At 71.3% G+C, this 20,949-nt stretch carries 23 protein-coding genes; 18 read left to right on the plus strand and 5 right to left on the minus strand.

Annotated elements, in window-relative coordinates; genetic code table 11:
- Positions 1-128: 128 nt before the first annotated feature.
- The 14 genes from glpA (at position 129) to EXE46_RS06570 (ending at position 13,951) form a co-directional block, all read left to right on the plus strand.
- Complete coding sequence (gene glpA, locus EXE46_RS06505; RefSeq protein ID WP_137687616.1) at positions 129-2,066, plus strand: anaerobic glycerol-3-phosphate dehydrogenase subunit GlpA; 1,938 nt, start codon at positions 129-131, stop codon at positions 2,064-2,066.
- A complete protein-coding gene (gene glpB, locus EXE46_RS06510) occupies positions 2,066-3,445 on the plus strand; it encodes a glycerol-3-phosphate dehydrogenase subunit GlpB (RefSeq protein WP_137687617.1) in 1,380 nt (459 codons plus the stop codon). Before glpA ends, glpB begins: the two co-directional genes overlap by 1 nt.
- The gene (locus EXE46_RS06515) at positions 3,442-4,992 is read left to right on the plus strand and encodes an anaerobic glycerol-3-phosphate dehydrogenase subunit C (protein ID WP_137687618.1); all 1,551 of its coding nucleotides are present in this window, start codon (positions 3,442-3,444) and stop codon (positions 4,990-4,992) included. Before glpB ends, EXE46_RS06515 begins: the two co-directional genes overlap by 4 nt.
- A gap of 106 nt (positions 4,993-5,098) precedes the next feature.
- Positions 5,099-6,079 (plus strand): hypothetical protein, encoded by a 981-nt coding sequence (locus EXE46_RS06520; protein WP_137687619.1) that lies wholly within the window; start codon positions 5,099-5,101, stop codon positions 6,077-6,079.
- Positions 6,080-6,183: 104 nt separating this feature from the next.
- Positions 6,184-7,590: a CRTAC1 family protein gene (locus tag EXE46_RS06525; RefSeq protein ID WP_137687620.1), complete on the plus strand. Its 1,407-nt coding sequence runs from the start codon at positions 6,184-6,186 to the stop codon at positions 7,588-7,590.
- A 139-nt stretch (positions 7,591-7,729) separates the two neighbouring features.
- Entirely contained in the window at positions 7,730-7,930 is a 201-nt protein-coding gene (locus EXE46_RS06530; protein WP_137687621.1) for a hypothetical protein, read from the plus strand.
- 98 nt (positions 7,931-8,028) lie between these two features.
- Positions 8,029-8,754: a ribosome assembly factor SBDS gene (locus EXE46_RS06535; RefSeq protein WP_137687622.1), complete on the plus strand. Its 726-nt coding sequence runs from the start codon at positions 8,029-8,031 to the stop codon at positions 8,752-8,754.
- 73 nt (positions 8,755-8,827) lie between these two features.
- Entirely contained in the window at positions 8,828-9,313 is a 486-nt protein-coding gene (locus tag EXE46_RS06540) for an aminoacyl-tRNA deacylase (protein WP_137687623.1), read from the plus strand.
- 154 nt (positions 9,314-9,467) lie between these two features.
- Positions 9,468-10,520 carry a metal ABC transporter solute-binding protein, Zn/Mn family gene (locus tag EXE46_RS06545; protein WP_137687624.1) on the plus strand — a complete coding sequence of 351 codons (1,053 nt, stop codon included), beginning with the start codon at positions 9,468-9,470 and terminating at the stop codon, positions 10,518-10,520.
- A 130-nt stretch (positions 10,521-10,650) separates the two neighbouring features.
- Positions 10,651-11,391: a metal ABC transporter ATP-binding protein gene (locus tag EXE46_RS06550; protein WP_137687625.1), complete on the plus strand. Its 741-nt coding sequence runs from the start codon at positions 10,651-10,653 to the stop codon at positions 11,389-11,391.
- Complete coding sequence (locus tag EXE46_RS06555; protein WP_137687626.1) at positions 11,391-12,449, plus strand: metal ABC transporter permease; 1,059 nt, start codon at positions 11,391-11,393, stop codon at positions 12,447-12,449. The genes EXE46_RS06550 and EXE46_RS06555 overlap by 1 nt, the downstream gene beginning before the upstream one ends.
- Before the next feature lie 97 nt (positions 12,450-12,546).
- Positions 12,547-12,831: a hypothetical protein gene (locus EXE46_RS06560; RefSeq protein WP_137687627.1), complete on the plus strand. Its 285-nt coding sequence runs from the start codon at positions 12,547-12,549 to the stop codon at positions 12,829-12,831.
- A 126-nt stretch (positions 12,832-12,957) separates the two neighbouring features.
- Positions 12,958-13,401, plus strand: a complete 444-nt coding sequence (locus tag EXE46_RS06565) for a conjugal transfer protein TraF (RefSeq protein ID WP_137687628.1) — start codon at positions 12,958-12,960, stop codon at positions 13,399-13,401.
- Between the two features lie 46 nt (positions 13,402-13,447).
- Positions 13,448-13,951 carry a DUF123 domain-containing protein gene (locus tag EXE46_RS06570; RefSeq protein ID WP_137687629.1) on the plus strand — a complete coding sequence of 168 codons (504 nt, stop codon included), beginning with the start codon at positions 13,448-13,450 and terminating at the stop codon, positions 13,949-13,951.
- 15 nt (positions 13,952-13,966) lie between these two features.
- Here the strand turns inward: EXE46_RS06570 and EXE46_RS06575 are convergent, their stop codons facing one another.
- From EXE46_RS06575 to EXE46_RS06585, 3 genes are all read right to left on the minus strand, one after another.
- The gene (locus EXE46_RS06575) at positions 13,967-14,449 is read right to left on the minus strand and encodes an acyl-CoA thioesterase (RefSeq protein WP_137687630.1); all 483 of its coding nucleotides are present in this window, start codon (positions 14,447-14,449) and stop codon (positions 13,967-13,969) included.
- Positions 14,450-14,535: 86 nt separating this feature from the next.
- The gene (locus tag EXE46_RS06580) at positions 14,536-14,994 is read right to left on the minus strand and encodes a bifunctional nuclease family protein (protein WP_137687631.1); all 459 of its coding nucleotides are present in this window, start codon (positions 14,992-14,994) and stop codon (positions 14,536-14,538) included.
- A 60-nt stretch (positions 14,995-15,054) separates the two neighbouring features.
- On the minus strand, positions 15,055-15,774 hold the full coding sequence (locus EXE46_RS06585; protein ID WP_137687632.1) for a winged helix-turn-helix domain-containing protein: 720 nt from the start codon (positions 15,772-15,774) through the stop codon (positions 15,055-15,057).
- 144 nt (positions 15,775-15,918) lie between these two features.
- Between EXE46_RS06585 and EXE46_RS06590 the strand changes: the two genes are divergently transcribed.
- The 4 genes from EXE46_RS06590 to EXE46_RS17060 all read left to right on the plus strand — a co-directional run bounded on the left by EXE46_RS06590 (position 15,919) and on the right by EXE46_RS17060 (position 19,850).
- Complete coding sequence (locus EXE46_RS06590; RefSeq protein ID WP_137687633.1) at positions 15,919-17,724, plus strand: TraB/GumN family protein; 1,806 nt, start codon at positions 15,919-15,921, stop codon at positions 17,722-17,724.
- Complete coding sequence (locus EXE46_RS06595; RefSeq protein ID WP_137687634.1) at positions 17,721-18,395, plus strand: metalloprotease; 675 nt, start codon at positions 17,721-17,723, stop codon at positions 18,393-18,395. Before EXE46_RS06590 ends, EXE46_RS06595 begins: the two co-directional genes overlap by 4 nt.
- Positions 18,396-18,494: 99 nt before the next feature.
- Positions 18,495-19,568, plus strand: a complete 1,074-nt coding sequence (gene purM, locus EXE46_RS06600) for a phosphoribosylformylglycinamidine cyclo-ligase (protein ID WP_137687635.1) — start codon at positions 18,495-18,497, stop codon at positions 19,566-19,568.
- 105 nt (positions 19,569-19,673) lie between these two features.
- Entirely contained in the window at positions 19,674-19,850 is a 177-nt protein-coding gene (locus tag EXE46_RS17060) for a hypothetical protein (RefSeq protein WP_199234121.1), read from the plus strand.
- Positions 19,851-19,870: 20 nt separating this feature from the next.
- On the opposite strand, the gene EXE46_RS06605 is transcribed toward EXE46_RS17060, so the two are convergent.
- Entirely contained in the window at positions 19,871-20,410 is a 540-nt protein-coding gene (locus EXE46_RS06605; protein ID WP_137687636.1) for a CBS domain-containing protein, read from the minus strand.
- Positions 20,411-20,485: 75 nt separating this feature from the next.
- Positions 20,486-20,860, minus strand: a complete 375-nt coding sequence (locus EXE46_RS06610; RefSeq protein ID WP_137687637.1) for a DUF555 domain-containing protein — start codon at positions 20,858-20,860, stop codon at positions 20,486-20,488.
- Positions 20,861-20,949 lie beyond the last annotated feature (89 nt).

A 20,949-nucleotide genomic window follows, 5' to 3' on the forward strand; every position in this document is an offset into this window, starting at 1 on the left:
TGAGTGAAAAAGTCAAATATATAAATATACCGGCGCGGGCAGCGATTACACTACTTGAATGTCTCTGATAGTTATGGACAGGTCGCACCGGGAGGTAAAGTAAAGTGGTCGGGGTCCAAGGGGCTCGCATGGACAGACAAGTGGACGTCGTCGTCGTCGGTGGGGGGTCGACGGGCTGCGGCGTCGTCAGGGATCTGGCGCGACGGGGGCTCGACGCGGTCCTCGTCGAGAAGGGGAACCTGACGCACGGCACGACCGGGCGGATGCACGGGCTCCTCCACAGCGGGGGGCGCTACGCGGTCTCCGACCAGAAGAGCGCGAGGGAGTGTATCGAGGAGAATCGGGTGCTCCGCGACATCGCGGCCCACTGTGTCGAGGAGACCGGCGGGCTGTTCGTCAAGCGGCCGGAGGACTCGGAGGAGTACTTCCAGGAGAAGCTGGAGGGGTGTAAGGCGTGTGACATCCCCGTCGAGGTGATCGACGGCGAGGAGGCGCGACGCCGCGAGCCGTACCTCGCGCGCGACGTGGAGAAGGCGATCGCCTTACCCGACGGCGCGGTCGACCCCTTCCGGCTCTGCGTGTCGAACGCCGCCGACGCCCGCGAACACGGCGCGCGGATCGAGACGCACGCCCCGGTGACCGACGTGCTCGTCGAGGACGGCGAGGTCGTCGGCGTCGAGATCGAACACGAGACGGGCCCGGGCAAGCGCGTCCACCGAGAGCCCGGAACCACCGAGGAGATCCGCGCGCGCCACGTGGTCAACGCGACCGGCGCGTGGGCGGGGAACGTCGGCGAGATGGCCGGCGTCGACGTGGAGGTGCGCCCCTCGAAGGGCGTGATGACGGTGATGAACACCCGGCAGGTCGACACCGTGATCAACCGCTGCCGGCCGAAGGGCGACGCCGACATCATCGTCCCCCACGAGACGGCCTGTATCCTCGGCACGACCGACGAGGAGGTGGACGACCCCGAGGACTACCCGGAGGAGGAGTGGGAGGTCGACCTGATGATCGAGACGCTCTCGGAGCTGGTCCCCGCGCTCGAAGACGCGCGGACGCTCCGCTCCTTCTGGGGCGTCAGGCCGCTGTACGAGCCGCCGGGAACGGGCACGGAAGACCCGACGGACATCACGCGCGACTACTTCCTCTTGGACCACGGCGACCGCGACGACCTCCCCGGGATGACCACCATCGTCGGCGGGAAGCTCACCACCTACCGGATGATGGCCGAGTCCATCTCCGACCACGTCTGCGACGCGCTCGGCCACGAGGCGACCTGCGACACCGCCGAGGCGCCGCTGCCGGGCTCGGAGAATCCCGCTCGCATGGAGGCGCTGATGGACGAGTTCGGGCTCCGGTCGCCTGTCGCGCGGCGCTCCGGCCAGCGGCTCGGCTCCCGCGCCGACGACGTGCTCGGCGAGTACGACCCGAACCCGATCGTCTGTAACTGCGAGAGCGTGACCCGCGCCGAGGTACAGGACGCGATCGGCGAGGCCGGCTCCGACCTCAACGCGGTCCGCCTGCGGACCCGCGCCTCGATGGGGAACTGTCAGGGCGGCTTCTGTACGCACCGGATCGCGTCGGAGCTGGCGGAGGAGTACCCCGAGCCGGTCGTCCGCGACGCGGAGGACGAGCTGTATCAGGAGCGGTGGAAGGGGCAGCGGCACGCGCTGTGGGGCGAGCAGCTCTCGCAGGCGATGCTGAACCACCTGCTCCACGCGACGACGATGAACCGCGACGGCGACCCCGCGAACCTCGACGGCGAGGTCGACTTCGGCGCGTTCGACGCCGGCGCGGATGCGGGCGACGCCGGCGTCGACGGCTCCGGCGGGGAGACCGGAACCGCAGCGGCGGACGGTGGCCGCGCAAGTGACGACGCAGCGACCGACGGTGGCCGGGCAGACGGCGACGCGGCGACCGACGGGGGCCGCGCAGATGACGACGCGGCGACCGACGGGGGCCGCGCAGATGACGACGCGGCGACCGACGGGGGCCGCGCAGATGACGACGCGGCGACCGACGGGGGCCGCGCAAGCGACGACGCGGCGACCGACGGAGGGCGCTGATGGCGATAACCAGCGACGTCCTCGTGATCGGCGGCGGGCTCTCCGCGGTCACGGCCGCGGTGTCGGCTGCGCGCGAGGGCGCGGACGTGCGACTCGTCTCCCACAAGGCGAGCACGCTGCGGCAGGCCTCGGGGCTGATCGACGCGCTCGGCTACGTCCCGGCGACGGAGCCGGCGAAGCCGCTGCGCGACGGGCCGCCGACCGCGGGGCGCGAGCTCGACCCCGACGAGTGGCCCGACCCGGAGGGGCCGCTCGCCGACCCGTTCGAGGGGATCGACCGGCTTCCGGAGTCGCATCCGTACCGGATCGTCGGAAGCGACGCGCTCCGCGAGGGCCTCGCGCTGTTCGACGATCTCGTCGGCGACGCGTACCGCGGGAGCCACACCGACCGCAACGCCCTCGTCCCGACGTTCGGCGGCGCGGTGAAGCCCACCGCGCGGTACCCCGCGGCGGCCGAGGCCGGGCTCGCGAGCGACCACCGGCCCATGCTCGTCGTCGGCTTCCGGTCGCTCACGGAGTACGACGCGCGCGCCTTCGCCGGGCGGCTGGAGGCCGCGGGCGTCCCGTTCGACGTGGCGGGGGCCGAGGTCGAGTTCGCGGAGGCGTTCCGCGCCGACGCGAAGATCACGCGGCTCGCGAAGGCGCTCGACCACGACGAGGAGATCGACGGCGTTCCCGCCCGCGAGGCGCTGGCCAAGGCGGTCGCTCCCCACCTCCACGACGCGGTCGACGCGGACGGCGGCGTCGAGCGCGTCGAGCGCGTCGGCTTCCCGGCGTTCCTCGGCGACGACCGCGGCGGCGAGGTCCGCGACGAGCTCGCGGACCGGCTCGGCGCCGACGTGTTCGAGATCCCGATGGGGCCGCCGAGCCTCCCCGGCCTGCGGCTCGAAGACCGGCTGTTCGACGCGCTCGACGCGGAGGGAGTCCGGTTCGAGACCGGCAACCCCGTGGTCGGCGTCGAGTCCGCGAGCGACGGCCGCGTGGAGGCGGTGGCGGTCGATCGCAAGGGGCGGACGGCGCCGTACGGCGCCGACGCGTTCGTGTTGGCGACCGGGGGGCTCGTCGGGAAGGGGCTCGACTCGGACCGCGAGGGCGTCCGCGAGCCGGTGTTCGACCTCCACGTCGACCAGCCCGACGACCGGTACGAGTGGTTCGTCGACGACGCGTTCGGCGACCAGCCGTACGCGCGGTTCGGGGTCCGCCCCGACGAGCGGTGTCGGCCCACGGACGCCGACGGAGCGGTACAGTACGAGAACGTGTTCGCCGCCGGCGGGGTCGTCGGCGGCGCGGACGCGGCGAGGGAGAAGTCCGCGAGCGGGGTGTCGCTCGCGACCGGCCTCGCGGCCGGGCGACAGGCGGCGACGGAGGCCAATCAATGACACGACACACGGACGACGACGCGGAGGGCGCAGGCCGGACGAACGAAGCCAGCGGCGGTTGCGGCGACTGCGGCTGCGGGGAGCCGTCCCCGGGCGTTCCGGAAGCCGGGCGCGACGAGCAGCCGTCCGTCTTCGTCCCCGACGAAGGGGAGATCCCGGAGACGGACGCGGCCGACGCCCCCGACCCGACGCGGGCCGACGGAGCGGGGGCGGCCGACCGCGCCGCCACCGACGGCGGCGTCGAGAGCGCCTCCGGCGGGACCGACTCGACCGAGCTCGACCCCGACGCGTACGACCCGGTCGACGTGTTCCCGGGCGGCGACCTCGACCTCCGCGAGGGGGCCGACTCCTGTTACAAGTGTACGAGCTGCGACACCTCCTGTCCGGTGGCGGAGGTCGACGACGAGTTCCCCGGGCCGAAGTTCCAAGGGCCCGAGCAGTGGCGGCTCAAGCGGAAGGACGACCACGACATCGACGAGTCGATCACCTCCTGTTCGAACTGCATGCGCTGCGACGACGCCTGTCCCTCCTCGGTGCCGCTCTCGCAGATGCACAACGAGGCGCGCGGGCAGTTCGTCGAGCGGCAGATGGAGAAGCTCTCCGTCGAGTACGTCCGGAACCGGATCTTAGCCAACTACCGCACGTCGGCGAGCCTCGCGAGCAAGTTCCCGCGGACGGCGTCGTTCGCGATGAACTTCGGACCGGCGCGGTGGGCGATGGAGAAGGTGATGGGCATTCCCAAGGAGCGCGACTTCCCGGAGTTCGCCACGGAGACGTTCCGCGAGTGGTGGAAGGCCCGCGGCGGCGCGCAGGTGGAGAACCCCGACAAGCGCGTGGCGTACTTCCACGGCTGCTACTCCAACTACAACACGCCCGAGGTGGGGAAGGCGATGGTCCGAGTGTACGAGCACTTCGGCTACGAGGTGATGGTGCCGCCCCAGAAGTGTTCGGGGACGCCGATGTTCGCGAACGGCATGCTGGACGACGCCCGCCGGCACGCGGAGACGAACGTCGAGAATCTCGTCGAGGCGATCGGCGACGGCGCCGACGTGATCGCCTCCTGTACCTCCTGTTCGATGTCGCTGCGACAGGAGTACCCCGAGCTGTTCGACCTCCACGGGATCGAAGACGTCGCCGAACACACCTTCGAGGCACTGGAGTACCTCCGGATTCACGAGGACCTCGAAGGCGAACTCGACGCCGCCGGCGGGCTCGACGACGAGCGCGCGTTCGCGTACCACGCGCCGTGTCACGCCCGCAACCAGGGGCTCTCACGACAGGCGGTCGAGACGTTCCGCGACGTCGACGGCGTGAAAATGGAGGACGTCGGCGACTCCTGTTCCGGCATCTCCGGCACGTACGGCTGGAAGGAGGAGAAGTACGAGAAGTCGATGGAGATCGGCGCCGAGATGTTCGAGCACATGGAGGACGCCGAGGGCGAGGTCGGCATGACCGAGTGCCCCACCTGCGCGATGCAGATGGAACACGGCACGGGCTACGAGATCGAACACCCCCTCCAGCTGCTCGAAGACACGCTCGGGGCGTAGGCGACTCGGGCATTCTCTCGCCCGCTTCCGCTCCCGAACGCGTTCATTCTCAGCGGCGATAACCGCGTGGGAATCCTTATGAACCGAACTCGCTCAGTCGGGGTACGTGACGCTCGAACAGTTCCTCGATCGCTTCCGCGGCCCCGAGCGGTCCGTGGTGGTCGTCAACCGAACCGACCCGGACCCCGTTTTAAATATGCTCGTGGACACGTTCGGCGACGACGCGGTTCGGGTCGTCGACGGTCGCGTGACGACCGAGTCGAGCGATCGGCGGCTGACCGACGGCGCCGGGGCCGCCGAGACTGACGGGGCCGTCGGTCTCACCGCCCGAGAGCTGACGACTGAGGTTGTCGACGGCGACGGCGAGGCGGTTCCGTCGATCGACGTCGGGGTGCTCCGCCGCCACGAGGACGTGCCGTTCGACGGCGGCGACCCCGCGGAGATCGAGAACCTCGTGCTGCTCATGGAGGACGACGAGGTGGTCGCCGGCTCGACGCTCGGCGAGCTCGGCGACGCGGTGCTTTTCGTCAACTCCGACCTGTACATCACCGGCAGTCGATCGCTCGAAGACGTCGACCTCCCGTCGGTGATCAGCGGCCTCGACGACGCGACGTTCACGCTCCGCGGGTACCCCGAGTCGAACCGACAGAAGCTGCTGCTCATCACGATCTCGCGGTTCATCGAGCGCGCGGCGTGGACGGCGGGCGACGGGACCCTGCGCTCGTCGTTCCAGCGGCTCTCGCGCATCGACGACGAGGTGGGAACGCGGGAGGTGTACGAACGCGTCACCGAGAGCGGCGTCGACACGCACCTCTACGGCGTCCCGGACGAACTCCCCAGAGACCTCGACGCGGTGATCCACGCCGGCGACGGCTCCGACTTCACCGACAGCTGGTTCGTTGTGTATCGGCCGCCCGAGGGACCGCACTCGGCCGAGAGCGACCCGGACAGCGACCTCATGCGAGGGATAGAAGGGGGCGTCGGGCTCCTCGCGGTGGAGACGGAACCGCGAACGTGGCGCGGGCTCTGGACGTTCGATTCGGACCGGGTGTCGCGGGTGAATCGCTACATCGAGCGGAACCTGTAGCGTCGCCGGCGGACCGGACGCCTCGCCGCGGTCGATTTCCTCCCGCCGATCGCCGCCCGTATCCAACCCGTGCGTTCATATTCGCGGAGCGGTGACGGGCAGCCATGTTCACGGAGCGGTCCGGGCTCGTCGACGACGAACGCCCGATGCGCGGGTACGGCGTCGCGGTGACGCCCGGCCGCGACGGCCCGCTCGTCTTCGTCGCCGGGTACGGCGAGCCGAACCGCCTGTACGCCCGAGCGGGCGACCGCTTTTCCGACACCGCCTGCGGCATCGTCGCCGACGGGACGCGCCACGGGATGGGCGTGTGCGCCGCCGACCTCGACGCCGACGGCTGCGAGGAGGTGTACGTCCACAACTGCGCGCGCGGCGTCGACGGCGGCGACCCGGACCTCCTCTTGAGCCGGCTGGAGGCCGACCGATACCGCTGGACCGACGTGTTCGCCCGCGAGGTGAACGCCGACCGCATCGACGTCCGCGCCGGTCGGTCGGTCGCGGCGCTCGACCGGCTGGGGACCGGTCGGTACGGCGTCGCCGTCTCCGGCTACGCCGCGCCGCTCGCGTTCTACGAGCTCGGCGACGACGGCGAAGTGACGGACATGGCCGAGACGGTCGGCCTGGAGGTCGACGGCGGCTGCCGGTCGCTGCTCGCGGTCCCGTACCGCTCCCGCGAGGGCGACCTGTTCGCGGGCGTCGAGGGGGGCCCGAACCGCCTGTTCAGCAACCGGGGTGGCCACTACGACCGGACGGACGGCGGCCCCGCCCTCTCCGACCCCGGCGGTGACACGCGCGGCGCCGCGCTCGTCGACGAGGGTGGCACGTTCGCGCTCGCGGTCGGCAACGAGTCGGCCCCGAGCCGACTCCTGCGCTGTTCGCCCGACGGCGGCTACGGCGACGTGGCCCCGCCGGCGCTCCGCGACGTCGGGGCGGTCCGGACGGTGGTCGCCGCGGACTTCGACAACGACGGGCGCGAGGAGCTCTTCTTCAACGTCTGCGGCGCCGAGAACAGGCTGTTCGAGCGCGTGGACCGTGCCGACGGGCCGCCGGCGTGGGAGCCCGTCGACCTCGGCGCGGCCGCGGAGCCGGACGGGTTCGGCACCGGCGCGGTCGCGGCGGACCTCGACGGCGACGGCGCGCTCGAACTCCTCGTCGTCCACGGCGAGGTCGCCGCGCAGCCGGTGACGGCCTACGCCGACCCGAGCGCGCCGGACGCCGGGTGGCTCCGCGTGCGCCCGACGACGCGCCACGGCGCGCCGGCGCGGGGGGCAGTCGTCACGCTGGAGACCGCCGACGGCGTTCAGCGGCGGACGGTCGACGCGGGCGGCGGCTGCCTCTGCCAGACGGAACCGGCCGCGCACTTCGGGCTGGGCGGCGCGGAACCGCTGCGCGTGGACGTGCGGTGGCCCGACGGTCGCGAGCGGACCGTCGTCGGGCCGAGCGCCGACCGGACGATCACGGTCAGACATCCCTCTCGCAAGACGACCGACCGCGACGCCCGGACGCGGCGGTAGCGCTCTGGAGAGTTCGAGCAGCCGACGGCGACCGCGACGGCCGCGGCCGGTGACGCCTCGCCGTCGAGGAGAGTCGCACCGCCGCGGCCAGAACTGCCGCCCTTCGCGGGTTCAAGTGTCCCCGGAGGTACGGGGAAGTATGGTGGATCCGACCTCGGACCTCGAGGAGGACGTCGACGAGGAGTCCGCACCGAGCTGCGCGACCTGCGGCGAACCGGCGCTGGGAACCGGGCACCGAACGGTCACGTGGGTCGACGGCGACGACGTCGTCCACCGGCACTTCTGTTCGGAGTCCTGTCGCGCCGACTGGGACGACGAACGGCCGTCTGCGGGCGGCTGATCGGTAGGGAGCAGCGGCGCGGCGCCCGGACGGGGAGGGTTGCCGCGAGGCCGGGGACGGCGGGAGGCTTTTTGCCTGCGGGGGTGGTACCTTTCGGTATGATATCGCTCGACGAGGCCGTGACGGCCCGACTGGAGTCGCACGGGGAGCGCTTCGAAGTCCTGATCGACCCCGACGCCGCGCTCGCGATCAAGCGCGGGGAGTTCGACGGCGACTTGGAGGAGGTCATCGCCGCGGAGGACGTCTTCGAGAACGCCTCGCGGGGGGACCGCCCCGCGGAGGAGGACCTAGAGACCGTCTTCGGCACTACGGACCCGCTCGCCATCATCCCGGAGGTCGTCGAGCGCGGGGAGATCCAAGTCACCGCCGAGCAGCGCGCGGAGATGCAAGAGCGGAAGCACAACCAGCTGGTGAACACCATCACGCGCAACGCCGTGAACCCGCAGATGGACGACTCGCCGCACCCGCCCGAGCGGATCGAGCGCGCCCTCGAAGAGGCCGGGTTCCAGGTCGATCCGATGGAGCCGGTGGAAAACCAGGTCGACGACGCGCTCGACGCGCTCCGCCCCGTCATCCCGATCCGGTTCGAGGAGGTGACGATGGCGGTCCAACTCCCCGCGGACTACGCCGGGTCCGGGCAGGCGCGAATCAGGGAGTTCGGCGACCTCGAACGCGAGGAGTGGCAGAACGACGGCTCGTGGGTCGGCGTGCTCACCTTCCCGGCCGGCCTCCAGAACGATCTCTACGACCTCGTCAACGAGGTCACGTCCGGCGAGGGCGACGCCCGCGTGATCAAGGACAAAGACGAGCTTCGGACCCGCTGACGGCGCCCCGGCTCGCCGACGTATTTTCACCGCCTCCGAGGGGTTGATACCGGCGGGACGCGCCCCGCATAGCATGCACCAACGCGCGGCGGAGTTCGAAACGCGGGCGGGAGAGCGGTACGGCGTCGACGTCGACGTGCTGGAGTTCGACGCCGGCACGAAGACGGCGGCCGCCGCGGCCGACGCGGTGGGCTGTGAGACGGCCGCGATAGCCTCGACCATCGTCGTCTCGCTCTCGGGCGGCGAGCGAGACGGCGAGCTCGTCGCCGCGATCACGAGCGGCGCGAACCGACTGGACCTCGACGCGGTCGCCGACCACTTCGACGCCGACGACGCGGAGATGGGCGATCCGAGCCGGATCCGCGAGGTCGTCGGCTGGAGCATCGGCGGCGTTCCGCCGATCGGCCACGACGCCGCGCTGCCGACCGTCTTCGACCCGACGCTCGCCGAGTTTGACACCGTCTACGGCGCGGCCGGAACGCCGAGCGCGGTGTTCGCCGTCGAGCCCGAGACCCTCGCCGACCTCGCGGACGCGACCGTCGTCGATCTCACGGAGTGAGGCGCCCGCCCGGAGTGCGCCCAGTCCTCGCGCCCGGAGTTCGCCACGTCCCCGCGTCCGGCGTTGTTAACAGACCCCCGTCTCACGCGGCGGGTTATTAATCAGTAGTTGTGAAATAATAACTTTTTTCTATTAATCCCTGTTACCGATCGGTATGACTCACTCACGGCGGTCGGTGTTGCGGCGCGGGGCCGGGCTCGCGGTCGCGGGAACGGCGGCCTCGCTGGCGGGCTGTTCGGGCGGTGCGGACGGCGGGTCCGGTGGGTTCGATTCGGGGTACGCCGCCTTCTTCACCCTCAACGACTGGGCGAACGAGGTCGCGGGCGAGAACGCGAGCTTCGAGGACCCGGTCGACGTGGGGCAGCTCGGTCACGGGTGGACGCCGGACGGGACCCTCGCCGCGGACGTCGCCGCGACGGACGCGTTCGTCTACCTCGACAGCCCGGAGTTCTCGTGGGCGCAGGACCTCGCCGCGACGCTGGAGGCGGACTACGACTCCGTCGCCGTGGTCGACGTGCTCGACGGGCTGGAAGGCGATCTGCTCGAATGGGACCACAGCCACGGCGGGGAGGAGGGAACCCACGACGGCGAAAGTCACGACGGCGAAAGTCACGACGGCGAAAGTCATGACGGCGAAAGTCATGACGGCGAAAACCACGGCGGTGAAACCCGACACGACCCCCACGTCTGGGTCGATCCGGTCCTCGCGGCCGACATGGTCGAGACGATCGCGACGGGGCTCGGCGAGGCGGACCCCGATAACGCCGACGCGTACGCGGCCAACGCCGACGCGTACGCCGACGAGCTCGACGCGGTCGACGCCGCCTTCGAGTCGATCGCCGAGAGCGCCGCCCGCGACGTGGCGGTGCTGGCGGGCCACAACTCCTTCCAGTACCTGGAGGCGCGCTACGGGTTCCGACTCCACTCGCCGGTCGGCGTCTCGCCGCAGAACGAGCCGACCCAGTCCGAGATCGCCGACACGATCGAGCTCGTCGATTCGGAGGGGATCGACGTCGTGCTGTACGACCGCTTCCAGTCGCCCCGGCTCGCCGAGTCGATCGTCGAGAACAGCGACGCGACGGAGGCGGTCCCCGTCACGCCCGCCGGGGGAACGACGCGCGAGTGGAACGACGCCGGGTACGGCTACCTCGAACAGATGACCGAGATCAACGTCCCCGCCTTCGAGCGGGCGTTCGGCGCGCAGTGAGCGGAGCGGTCGACCGCGCGCCGACCGGCACCCCGACGGGTCGACGGAGCGTGGCGGCGCAACGGGACCTGGCGGCGCGACGCGGAGTAAAAGAGCTAAACGTGCGGCCGACCCATACCGGAGACACGCAGTGAGCGCAATCGTCGACCTCGACGGCGTGACGTTCGCCTACGGCGACACGGTCGCCGTGAGCGACGTCTCCCTGACGGTCGAGGCGGGCGACTTCCTCGGGCTCGTCGGGCCGAACGGCTCCGGGAAGACGACGCTGCTCCACCTCATGCTCGGGCTCCACGAGCCCGACGAGGGGACGGTGGAGCTGTTCGGGCGTCCGGTCGAGGAGTTCGACGACGGCGGCCGGCTCGGCTACGTCTCCCAGAAGGCGACGAGCCGCGGCGGCGCGATGCCCGTCACCGTCCGCGAGTGCGTCACGATGGGGCGGTTCGCGCACGCCGGACGGGGGCGGCTCTCCGACGCCGACCGCGCCGCCGTCGCGGACGCGATCGAGACGGTCGGAATCGAGGATCTGGCCGACCGACTCGTCTCGGAGCTGTCTGGCGGACAGAAGCAGCGCGCCTACATCGCTCGGGCGCTCGCGAGCGACGCGGACCTGCTCGCGCTCGACGAGCCGACGGTCGGCGTCGACGCCGAGTCGCGAGACGCCTTCTACGCCCTCCTCGACGATCTCAACGACGAGGGGATCACGATCATCCTCATCGAACACGACATCGGCGTCGTCACCGACCGCGCGGACCGAATCGCCTGTATCAACACCGAGCTGTACCACCACGGCGACACCGAGTCGTTCGTCGAGAGCGACGCCCTCGCAGAGGCGTACGGCGCGACCGGACAGGTCGTCCACCACCACCACTGATGAGCGATCGAGAACGCTCGGACGACGGCGATCGACTCCAGACCGGCCGAGGACTCCGCCGAACCGCGGAGCTCGTCGGCGTCGGGATCACGGGCGTCGTCGCGGCCGGGATGCTCGGGTTCCTCCTGCTCTACTGGACGCAGGATCTCCCCGTCGCGAGCGAGCTGTACGCCGCGTTCCGCTCGCTCGGGCGGGGGATGGACGCCGCGTTCGGCACGAACGTGTTCCGGCACCCGATCATGTGGCAGTCGATGGCGGTGGGCGTGCTCGTCGGGATCGTCGCGCCGCTCGTCGGCGCGTTCCTCGTCCACCGCGAGATGGCGCTGATCGGCGAGACGCTCGCGCACACCGCGTTCGCCGGGGTCGCGGTCGGGATACTCGTCACCTCTTCGACCGGGTGGAACGGCTCCCTGCTGCTCGTCGCGCTCGCGGTCGGCATCCTCGGCGCGCTCGCGGTCCAGTGGCTCACCGAGCGCACCGACGCCTACGGGGACGTGCCCATCGCGATCATGCTCAGCGGGAGCTTCGCCGTCGGAACCCTGATCATCAGCTACGGCGACGGGCTCACCGGGGTCAACATCCAGGGGTACCTGTTCGGGAACCTCGCCGTGGTCACGCCGGAGGGCGCGCGCCTGATGGGCGCGCTCTCGCTCGTCGTCGTCGCGGGCGTGGCGCTGACGTACAAACAGCTCCTCTTCATCACCTTCGACGAGCAGGCCGCGCGGGTCGCCCAACTGAACGTCACCGGCTACAACACGCTGCTCGTGGTTCTGACGGCGGTCGTCGTCGTCGGCGCGATGCAGGTGCTCGGCGTCATCCTCGTCGCCGCGATGTTGGTCGTCCCCGTCGCGGCCGCCTCGCAGGTCGCTCGGAGCTTCCGCGAGACCATGTACCTCGGGGTGATATTCGGTCAGGTGTCGGTGATCGGCGGCTTCGCTGTCTCGGTCGGACTCGGGCTTCCCTCCGGCGGGTCGATCGTCGTCACGGCCATCGCGGTGTACCTCGCGACCGTCGCCGGCTCCGGCTTCTCCGTGAAGGCCATCTCCTCGCACGGGTAGCGGGTCGACCCGGAGCCTCGGCGCTCGCAGACGACGGTCGTGCCCGGCTCGCGTCCGGTTTCCACAGACCCTTATGTCGCGGCCGCGACCGACGGGTATGGGAGAGACAGAGACCTACACGATCACCGGTCCCGACGGTGACGAAGAGTCGTTCGAACTGCCCGCCGGCCTCGTCGACGTGCTCAGCGAGCAGGGCGAGCCCGCGACCGCCGTCGTCTCCGACGTGGTCGTTCAGGCGATGGCCCAGCAGGCGCACGTCATCGTCCACCACAGCGAGGGCGACGTGCCCGAGGACATCGCGGAGATGAACGAGACGGCCGCGGAGCTGTTCGAGGAGCGGTTCGGGCAGTCGCTCGAAGACGCGCTCGGCCACTCGCACTGAGCCGGTTCGACGCCCGCTTTCGAGCCGACTCGACGTTCGCTTTCCGATCGGCTCGGCGTCCGCTTTCCGACCGATCCGACGTCCGCCGACCGGCCGCTTAAGCCGGTCGAGACCCTACCTTCTCGCATGCCTACCGACCCGGACGGCGCGGACGCTCCGGTGTTGATCTTCGACGGCGACTGCCCGTACTGCTCGGTCGCGGCGGTCGCGCTGCGCCGGCTCGACGGCGTCGTCGCGGTCCCGTGGGAGGCCGACCCCGTCGGCCCGTTCCTCGACGCGCAGTTCGGCTCGCGCCCGTTCGCGATGGTGCTCGTCGACCCCGTCGAGCGTCGCGTGTACGCCGGCCGGTCGGCCGCCGAGGAGCTGGCCGACCGCGCGGGTACCCCCGGGATCGTCGGCGGGCTCGTCCGCGACAACTACGACCGCATCGCCGACGTGGTCGGAACGCTCTCCGGTCGCGGCCGCGACCCGGCCGACTTCCACGACACCTACCGCCTCGACGACGACGCGAGCGAGATGGTCGGGTCGCTCCGGGCGGCTGCCGACGAGGCGCCGGCGGCGCTGTCGTGAGCGCGGCGTCGACCGCGGCCGACGCCGCTCGCGCGGTGATCGATCGATGAGCGACGCCGCGGGCGGCAGCTACACGCTCGTCGTCGACCTCGCGAGCGACGCCGCTCTGACCGCGGGCGCGCTCGGCGACCGGCGCCTCCCGGCGGGGGCGTACGCGTACACGGGAAGCGCGCTCGGTTCCGGGGGGTTCTCGCGCGTCGACAGGCACCGCCGGACCGCGCGCGGCGACCACGACGTCCGCCACTGGCACGTCGACTACCTGCTCGGTCACCCGGCCGCGCGGATCGACCGCGTCGTGCGCAGCGTCGGCGTCGACGTCGAGTGTCGGGTCGCGGAGCGTCTCCCGGCCGGACCGGTGGACGGGTTCGGCGCCTCCGACTGCGACTGCCCGAGCCACCTCGCCGCCGGGAGCCAGTACGGGAGCGACGACCCCGCCCGAGCCGCGCTCGACGCCCTCGCGGAGCGGGCTCTGGCGGCGCACGAGGCGGCGGTCAGGGCCTCGGACGAGCCGGACGCGACCGTCGAGGTCGTCGCGGGCTCGGCGGAGTGAGATCCGGCCCTCCGCTCAGAGGTCGTACCGGTCGACGACCTGCCGCAGCTGTTCTCGTCGCCCCTCCAAGGCGTCGTCGCGGAGCGCAGCCTCGTCGTCGGTGGGACAGTCGAGGGCGGGGACCGGCGTGGGGCGCCCGTCGTCGTCGAGCGCGACGAACGTGAAGTAGGAGGTGGTCGTCCGGCGGGTCTCGTCGGTGCGGGGGTTCTCGGCGCGTACGTCGACTTTCACGTCGACGCTCGTCCGGCCGGTGTTGAACACGTACCCCTCGATGATGGCGACCTCGCCCATCTCGATGGGGGAGATGAAGTCGACGTGGTCCATCGAGGCGGTGACGACCTGCCTGTTCGAGAAGCGCATGCCGGCGATGGCCCCGCAGATGTCCATCCAGTGTAACACGGCGCCCCCGAGCGCGCGGCCGAGGTTGTTCGTGTCGTTCGGGAGCAGCATCTCCGTCATCTCGGTGTGCGAGGAGGCGAGCGTGGCCGTCTCGTCCATGCCCGTCGTGGGAGGGCCGACGACTTGAACGGCCGGCTTCCGCGTCGCCGCGGCGGACGGGTCGCTCGACGCCGGAGCGGGAGGTCTCAGCGCTCTTCGGATGGATCCCCGTCGCCGCCGAACCGGATCGAGTCTCGCGGACGGCCCGCCTCGTCGATCACCTCGTCGGTCACGACGACCGGACAGTCGACGCGCACGGCGAGCGCGAGGGCGTCCGAGGGGCGGGCGTCGAAGACGAACCGCTCGGGCTCGCCGTCGTCGTAGCGCTCGGCGTCGACCTTCGCGTAGAACGTGCCGTCGTGGAGGTCGTCGACCCGGACGCGGTCGATCGCGCCGCCGAACTCGGTGAGGATGTCGACGAGGAGGTCGTGGGTGAGCGGTCGGTCGAACGGTTCGCCCTCTAACGCCAGTCCGATCGAACGGGCCTGATCGCCGCTGACGAAGATCGGGACGTACTCGCCGCGCGCGGAGAGGATCACCGCCGGGACGTCGCCGCTCGGCGCAGACCCCGCACCGACCCCGACGACCTCGGCTTCGTGTTCCATACGCGAACGTGGTGGCGGCGGCTTGAATAGCTGTCCCACGTCGCGGCCGAGGGGAGCGGCTCAGCGGGACGACCGGTACCAGTACGCCCACGCGAGCGTGAAGACGAGCGCGGCGGCGACGAAGAAAACGACTCCGGGCTCGACGAGCGACACCGCGTACTCCGCGAGCGGGTCGCCGACGAGGTCGATCGCGCCGTCGGCGCCCCCGGCCGCGGTGTCTTGGTCGGGGACGCTCTCGATCGTCGGGCCGCCGCCGCCCGTCGCGCTCCCGTCGCCGCCCTCCACGCCGGCCGTTCCGACGTCGCCGCCGCCGGACGCGTCCGCTTGGTAGTCGCCCGGCGAGCCGACCGCGAGCAGGCGCTGGGCCGCGACCGCGGCGAGTCCGATGACCCCGTAGCCGCCAAGCAGGCGCATGAGCGCGGTCTTGATCCCGGTCGACTCCTCGGAGCCGCCCGAGAACAACACGAGCGGCTCGTCCGCGGCGGCGTACACGTCCATCTCGCGCCCCTTCTCGGAGTAGGCGGTGTCGACGACGTCGACGAGGTCCGCCTCTTCGAGCCGCGAGAGGTGGTACTGGACGTTCTGAAGCGAGGTGTCGACCGCCTCGGCGATCTCCGACTTCGTCGCCGGACGGTCGTGGAGCGTCGAGAGGATCGCGCGCGCCGTCTCGGAGCCGAGGGCCGCGATGAGGTCGTCGGCCTCGTCGTCGTCGACGCCGACCACCCGGGGCTCGCGCTCCTCCGGGCTCGCGTCCGGCAGGGAGGGCAACAGCCGGGACATGACGAGACATGGAAGGCGTGAGAATACAAACTTGTTGGATCGCTGGGAACGGGTCCCGCGGGGCGCCAGCGAGACGCCGGCGTTCGCGCCGAACTCCCCTACCGACTCACAAACCCTAAACGCGGTGACCGAGTACGACGGGTGATGACAGAGACGTCACGGGGGAGCGAGGGCGAAGCGCCCCCGTCGACCGACCGGCCGCCGCGGACGGACGGCGGCGGTATCGCCGAGAGCGACGGCGTCGAGGTCGCTGGCGCACCGCGGCGCGCCCCCGCCGACGGCGAGGGGAGCGTCACGGTCGTCGGAACCGCCCACGTGTCGGAGCGCTCCGTCGACGAGGTCGAGGAGACGATCGAGCGGGAGCGCCCGGACGTCGTCGCCGTCGAGCTCGACGAGGGGCGCTACCGCCAGCTCAACGGCGAGACGCCGGACGACCTCGACGCCGGCGACTTACTCAAGGGGAACACCGTCTTCCAGTTCCTCGCGTACTGGATGCTCTCGTACGTCCAGACGCAGCTCGGCGAGCGGTTCGACATCGAGCCGGGCGCCGACATGAAGGCCGCCGTCGACATCGCCGAGTCCCTCGGCATCGACGTCGCCTTAGTCGACCGGGACATCCAGACCACGATCCAGCGGTTCTGGGCCCGGATGACGATAACCGAAAAACTCCGGCTCGTCGGCGGACTCGCTTTCGGCGTCAGCGACCCGCGCGTCGCCGGCGTGATCGGCGGCCTCGTCGTCGGGATCCTCGCGGGGCCGGCGATCGGCCTCTTCGGCGGCGCCGTGGGGATCACGAACGCGATCCTGACGAGCGTCGCCGCGGGCGTCCTCGTCGCGCTCGTCGTCGGCATCGCCGTCGATCAGCTCGGCACGCTCGCGCTCTCGCCCGACCAGCGGCTCTACGCCGCGGTCGGCACCGGCCTGTCTCTCGGCGTCGCGGCCGCGGTCACCGGCGTCGCCGACGGGCTCGTCTCGACGTACCTCGGCGGGTTCGCCGTCACGGCGATCGGCGGCTTCGGGATCGGTATCGGCCTCGGCCTCGTCGTCGGCGCCGTCCTCGCGGTCGCGGTGGGCGCGTTCGCCGGCGGCGACGTCGACCCCGAGGCCGGCGGGATCGAGGAGCTCGACGCCGCGGACCTCACCGACACCGACGTGGTGACGATGATGATGGAGGAGTTCCGGCAGTTCTCCCCGGGCGGCGCGGAGGCGCTCATCGACGAGCGCGACGCCTTCATCGCCCACAAGCTCGTCGCGCTCCGCGACTCCGGCCGCGACGTGGTCGCCGTCGTCGGCGCCGGCCACCGGGCGGGGATCGAGGGCTACCTCGCGAACCCCGCGACCCTCCCCCCGATGGCGGACTTGGTCGGGCAGGAGTCCGGCCGCGGGCTCCCGTGGAAGAAGGCGATCGGCTACGCGATCACGGTCGGCTTCGTCGGGTTCTTCGTCCTGCTGGCGCTGGGCGGCGCCGGGAACGCGTTCCTGCTCCGGCTGTTCGGCGCGTGGTTCCTGATCAACGGGATCTTCGCGTTCGCGTTCGCGAAGGTCGCCGGCGCGCGCTGGCTCTCGGCCGGCGTCGGCGGCGCCGTCGCGTGGCTGACCTCGATCAACCCGCTGCTCGCGCCCGGCTGGTTCACCGGCTACGTCGAGCTCCGGAGCCTGACGGTGAACGTCGCAGACATCGGCGCGCTCAACGAGTTGCTCGCCGACGAGACGCGCTCCGCGGCGGAGCTGGTCTCCGCGATGCTCGACGTCCCGCTGTTCCGGCTCATCGTCGTCGTCGCGATGACGAACGTCGGGAGCATCGTCGCCAGCTTCCTCTTCGCGGCGTACGTCATCCCGGCGATGTTCGGCGCCGAGGTGGGCGGCGTCGAGGACGTCGGGCGGCTGCTCGTGGAGGGCGCGCTCAACGGCGTCGACCTCGTTCGCGGCGCCGTGGGGGGTCTCGCATGAGCGCGGACGCGACCTTCTCCGGGCGGCGCATCGCGGGGCTCTACTTCAGCGGGAGCGAGATCCGCGACCTGCTCGTCGCGTGGCTCGCGCTCGGCGTGGCGTTCACCCTGTTCTTCGTCGGCGGCTCCGGCGGGATCGGGCGCATCCTCGCTGCGGGCGTCGTCCCGCCGCTCCTCGTCGCGCTCGCGACCGCGGGCGTCGCCTTCCTCCTCCACGAGGTTGCCCACAAGGTCGTCGCGGTCCACTACGACCAAGTCGCCGAGTTCCGCGCGGACAACAGCATGCTGTTCCTCGCGGTGATGAGCTCGCTTTTGGGCTTCATCTTCGCGGCCCCCGGTGCCGTTCACCACCGCGGCCGGCTGACCGCGCGCGAGCACGGCCACATCGCGCTGGCCGGCCCGGTCGTCAACCTCGGACTGATGGTCGCGTTCGCCCCGATCCTCTTCGTCGGCGGACTCGTCGGCAGCCCGATCGTCTCGCTCGTCGGCGCGCGCGGCGTCGCGATCAACGCGTTCCTCGCGGCGTTCAACCTCGTCCCGTACGGTCCGCTCGACGGGAAGACGGTGATGAATTGGAGCAAACCGGTGTGGGCGGCCGTCTTCGTCCCGTCGGTACTGCTCGCGCTCGGGCTGGTGTTCGTCGGCGGGCTGGGCTTCGGCGGCCCGTTCTGAGCGCCGGTCCGTCGCGGCCGCCCCCGACGCACGGGGAGAGCGGTCGCGACCGCCGGGCGGAACGGTGCGCTTTTGCTCCGCGGGCGAGGCCCCACAGACATGAGCGAGGGCGACGGCGGCGACAGGGGACCGGAGGGCACCGACGGCAAGTCCGGCGACGGCGACGAACTCACCTACGCGGACGCGGGCGTCGACATCGACGCGAGCGAGGCCGCGACCGCGGCGCTGATCGGCGCGGTGGGGGCGGACACGGCAGCCGAGGGCTCCGAGAGCGAGTACGCCGGCCTGCTCGACATCGGCGACCGCTACCTCGCGCTCGCGACCGACGGCGTCGGGACGAAGCTGCTCGTCGCGGAGGCGCTCGGCGACTACTCGACCGTCGGGATCGACTGTATCGCGATGAACGTCAACGACCTCGTCGCGGCCGGCGTCCGTCCCGTCGCGTTCGTCGACTACCTCGCGGTCGACGAGCCGGACGAGCGCTTCGCCGAGCAGGTCGGTGAAGGGCTCGCGCGCGGCGCCGAACTCGCAGACATGGCGCTCGTCGGCGGCGAAACGGCCGTGATGCCGGAGGTGGTCCGCGGGCTCGATCTGGCCGGCACCTGCGCGGGCCTCGCCGCGAAGGACGGCGTGTTCGACGGGCGGGCGGAGCCGGGCGACGCCTTGGTCGGCTGGCGCTCGTCGGGGATCCACTCGAACGGGCTCACGCTGGCGCGCGAGGCGGTCACGCGCGACCACGCCTACACCGACTCCTGTCCGTTCGACGAGTACGACACCCTCGGCGACGCTCTCTTGGAGCCGACCCGGATCTACACCGACCTGCTCGACCCGATGCGCGAGCGGGGCGTCCGCGGCGCGGCCCACGTCACCGGCGGCGGCTGGACGAACCTCGAACGCCTCGGCGGCCACCGCTACGTGATCGACGACGCCTTCGACCCGCAGCCGGTCTTCGATTTCGTCCAGTCTGAGGGGAACGTCTCCGACGAGGAGATGTACCGGACGTTCAACATGGGGACCGGCTTCGTGGCGGCGCTCGATCCCGACGACGCCGACGCCCTCGCCGACGCGACCGACGGCCGCGTGATCGGGCGGGTCGAGGCCGCCGATTCGGCCGACGGCGACGGCGAGGGCGCTGACGAGGCGACGGTCGCCATCCGCGGACTGGAGCTGTAGGCGGTCGCGTCCGAGGAACCGGTGAGCGTTGCGGCCGCCGGAGAGCGGCGGCGTGTCGTGCCGTCGAATAGCCCCTTATCACCGGCGTCGGCCTACGTCCGGCAGATGACAGACGGGGCCGCGGCGGACGACGAGACGGGAGAGACCGGGAGCGACGGCTCCGGACGGGGCGACGAGCGCGACGGCGACGCGGACGGCGACTCCGAGCACCTCGCCGACGTCGAGGACGGTGCGGGCTGTACGGAGATCTGGGAGCGGCTCTCGGAGCGACGGGAGGAGTGAGCGTCGGTGAACGCGCGGTTCTACGACAGCTGCGCGGCGATGTCGGCTTCCGTGATGATCCCGACCGTCTCGCCGCCGTCGGTCACCATCACGGCCTTGTAGTGGTCGAGGAGGTTCCGGACCTCGTCGACGGTCGCCGACGGCGCGACCGTCGGGAACGACTCGCTCATCACCTCGCTGACGGGGTGGTCGCCGACGTTCTCGCCCGCGTGGACGACGTCGCCCTGACTGATCGAGCCGACCGGTACGCCGCTCTGGAGGACGGGGAGCTGCGAGTACGCCTCCGCCTCCATCAGCTCGACGGCCGCGCTCACGGCGTCGTCCGGCGCGACGCTGATAACGGTCTCGTTCATCAGGTCGGCCGCGCGCACGACCTCGCCTTCCGCCTCCTGGAGGGCGTTGACGATCCGGCGCAGCGTCGAGAGCCGGGGGTCGACGTCGCCGCCTTCGATCCGCGCGATGAGCGGCTGCGAGACGTCCGCTGCGTCGGCGAGCTCGCTCTGGGTCAGATCCAGCCCGGTCCGGCGCTCGCGGAGGTCCTGTGGCGTCGGCAGTTCCATACCGGCCGATTACTTACGGTTATTAGAAAAGCTTTCGGCAGCGACCCGATCCGCGCCGCCGGGTCGCGGTCGCGTCTATCGGTCCGAGGCGTCCTCGTCTTCGTCCGCCTCGGTCTCGAAGACGTCGATGACTTCGAGGGGGACGTCACGGAGCGCGCCGCCGACCTCGCTTTTCGCGATCCGCTCCGCGTGTTCCTCGCTGTCGGCGTTGAAGATGTCGATCTCCAAGAGGAGTCCCACGAGCGCCGTGTTCGCCGCGAGGAACGCGGCGTCGAACGGCTCGCCGCAGGCCGGACAGCCGGTGACGCCGGGCTCGACCTCGACGTACTGCTTGTCCGTCTCGTTGAGTCGCTTGCCGGCTTCGCTGACCGCGACGCCGATGGCGTCGTCGGTCTCCTCGACGTCTCGGACCAACCAGGCGGCTTCCATCGCGACTTCGTAGTTGCTCATACTCGGCCGAAGGGGCCGCAGGGTTTCTTGTCTTGTGGTTCGCCCGCGTTCGCGGACGGCGCGTCGCCGAGAGAGTTCCGGCAGGGGCA

Origin of the sequence: Halorubrum sp. GN11_10-6_MGM, from assembly GCF_005435165.1 — an archaeon.
GTDB lineage: Archaea > Halobacteriota > Halobacteria > Halobacteriales > Haloferacaceae > Halorubrum.

Excerpts from the sequence above, each read along its gene's own strand:
- glpA (WP_137687616.1), top strand. The coding sequence starts at position 129 with ATGGACAGACAAGTGGACGTCGTCGTCGTCGGTGGGGGGTCGACGGGC.
- glpB (WP_137687617.1), top strand. The coding sequence starts at position 2,066 with ATGGCGATAACCAGCGACGTCCTCGTGATCGGCGGCGGGCTCTCCGCG.
- EXE46_RS06515 (WP_137687618.1), top strand. The coding sequence starts at position 3,442 with ATGACACGACACACGGACGACGACGCGGAGGGCGCAGGCCGGACGAAC.
- EXE46_RS06525 (WP_137687620.1), top strand. The coding sequence starts at position 6,184 with ATGTTCACGGAGCGGTCCGGGCTCGTCGACGACGAACGCCCGATGCGC.
- EXE46_RS06530 (WP_137687621.1), top strand. The coding sequence starts at position 7,730 with ATGGTGGATCCGACCTCGGACCTCGAGGAGGACGTCGACGAGGAGTCC.
- EXE46_RS06535 (WP_137687622.1), top strand. The coding sequence starts at position 8,029 with ATGATATCGCTCGACGAGGCCGTGACGGCCCGACTGGAGTCGCACGGG.
- EXE46_RS06540 (WP_137687623.1), top strand. The coding sequence starts at position 8,828 with ATGCACCAACGCGCGGCGGAGTTCGAAACGCGGGCGGGAGAGCGGTAC.
- EXE46_RS06545 (WP_137687624.1), top strand. The coding sequence starts at position 9,468 with ATGACTCACTCACGGCGGTCGGTGTTGCGGCGCGGGGCCGGGCTCGCG.
- EXE46_RS06555 (WP_137687626.1), top strand. The coding sequence starts at position 11,391 with ATGAGCGATCGAGAACGCTCGGACGACGGCGATCGACTCCAGACCGGC.
- EXE46_RS06560 (WP_137687627.1), top strand. The coding sequence starts at position 12,547 with ATGGGAGAGACAGAGACCTACACGATCACCGGTCCCGACGGTGACGAA.
- EXE46_RS06565 (WP_137687628.1), top strand. The coding sequence starts at position 12,958 with ATGCCTACCGACCCGGACGGCGCGGACGCTCCGGTGTTGATCTTCGAC.
- EXE46_RS06570 (WP_137687629.1), top strand. The coding sequence starts at position 13,448 with ATGAGCGACGCCGCGGGCGGCAGCTACACGCTCGTCGTCGACCTCGCG.
- EXE46_RS06575 (WP_137687630.1), bottom strand. The coding sequence starts at position 14,449 with ATGGACGAGACGGCCACGCTCGCCTCCTCGCACACCGAGATGACGGAG.
- EXE46_RS06580 (WP_137687631.1), bottom strand. The coding sequence starts at position 14,994 with ATGGAACACGAAGCCGAGGTCGTCGGGGTCGGTGCGGGGTCTGCGCCG.
- EXE46_RS06585 (WP_137687632.1), bottom strand. The coding sequence starts at position 15,774 with ATGTCCCGGCTGTTGCCCTCCCTGCCGGACGCGAGCCCGGAGGAGCGC.
- EXE46_RS06590 (WP_137687633.1), top strand. The coding sequence starts at position 15,919 with ATGACAGAGACGTCACGGGGGAGCGAGGGCGAAGCGCCCCCGTCGACC.
- EXE46_RS06595 (WP_137687634.1), top strand. The coding sequence starts at position 17,721 with ATGAGCGCGGACGCGACCTTCTCCGGGCGGCGCATCGCGGGGCTCTAC.
- purM (WP_137687635.1), top strand. The coding sequence starts at position 18,495 with ATGAGCGAGGGCGACGGCGGCGACAGGGGACCGGAGGGCACCGACGGC.
- EXE46_RS17060 (WP_199234121.1), top strand. The coding sequence starts at position 19,674 with ATGACAGACGGGGCCGCGGCGGACGACGAGACGGGAGAGACCGGGAGC.
- EXE46_RS06605 (WP_137687636.1), bottom strand. The coding sequence starts at position 20,410 with ATGGAACTGCCGACGCCACAGGACCTCCGCGAGCGCCGGACCGGGCTG.
- EXE46_RS06610 (WP_137687637.1), bottom strand. The coding sequence starts at position 20,860 with ATGAGCAACTACGAAGTCGCGATGGAAGCCGCCTGGTTGGTCCGAGAC.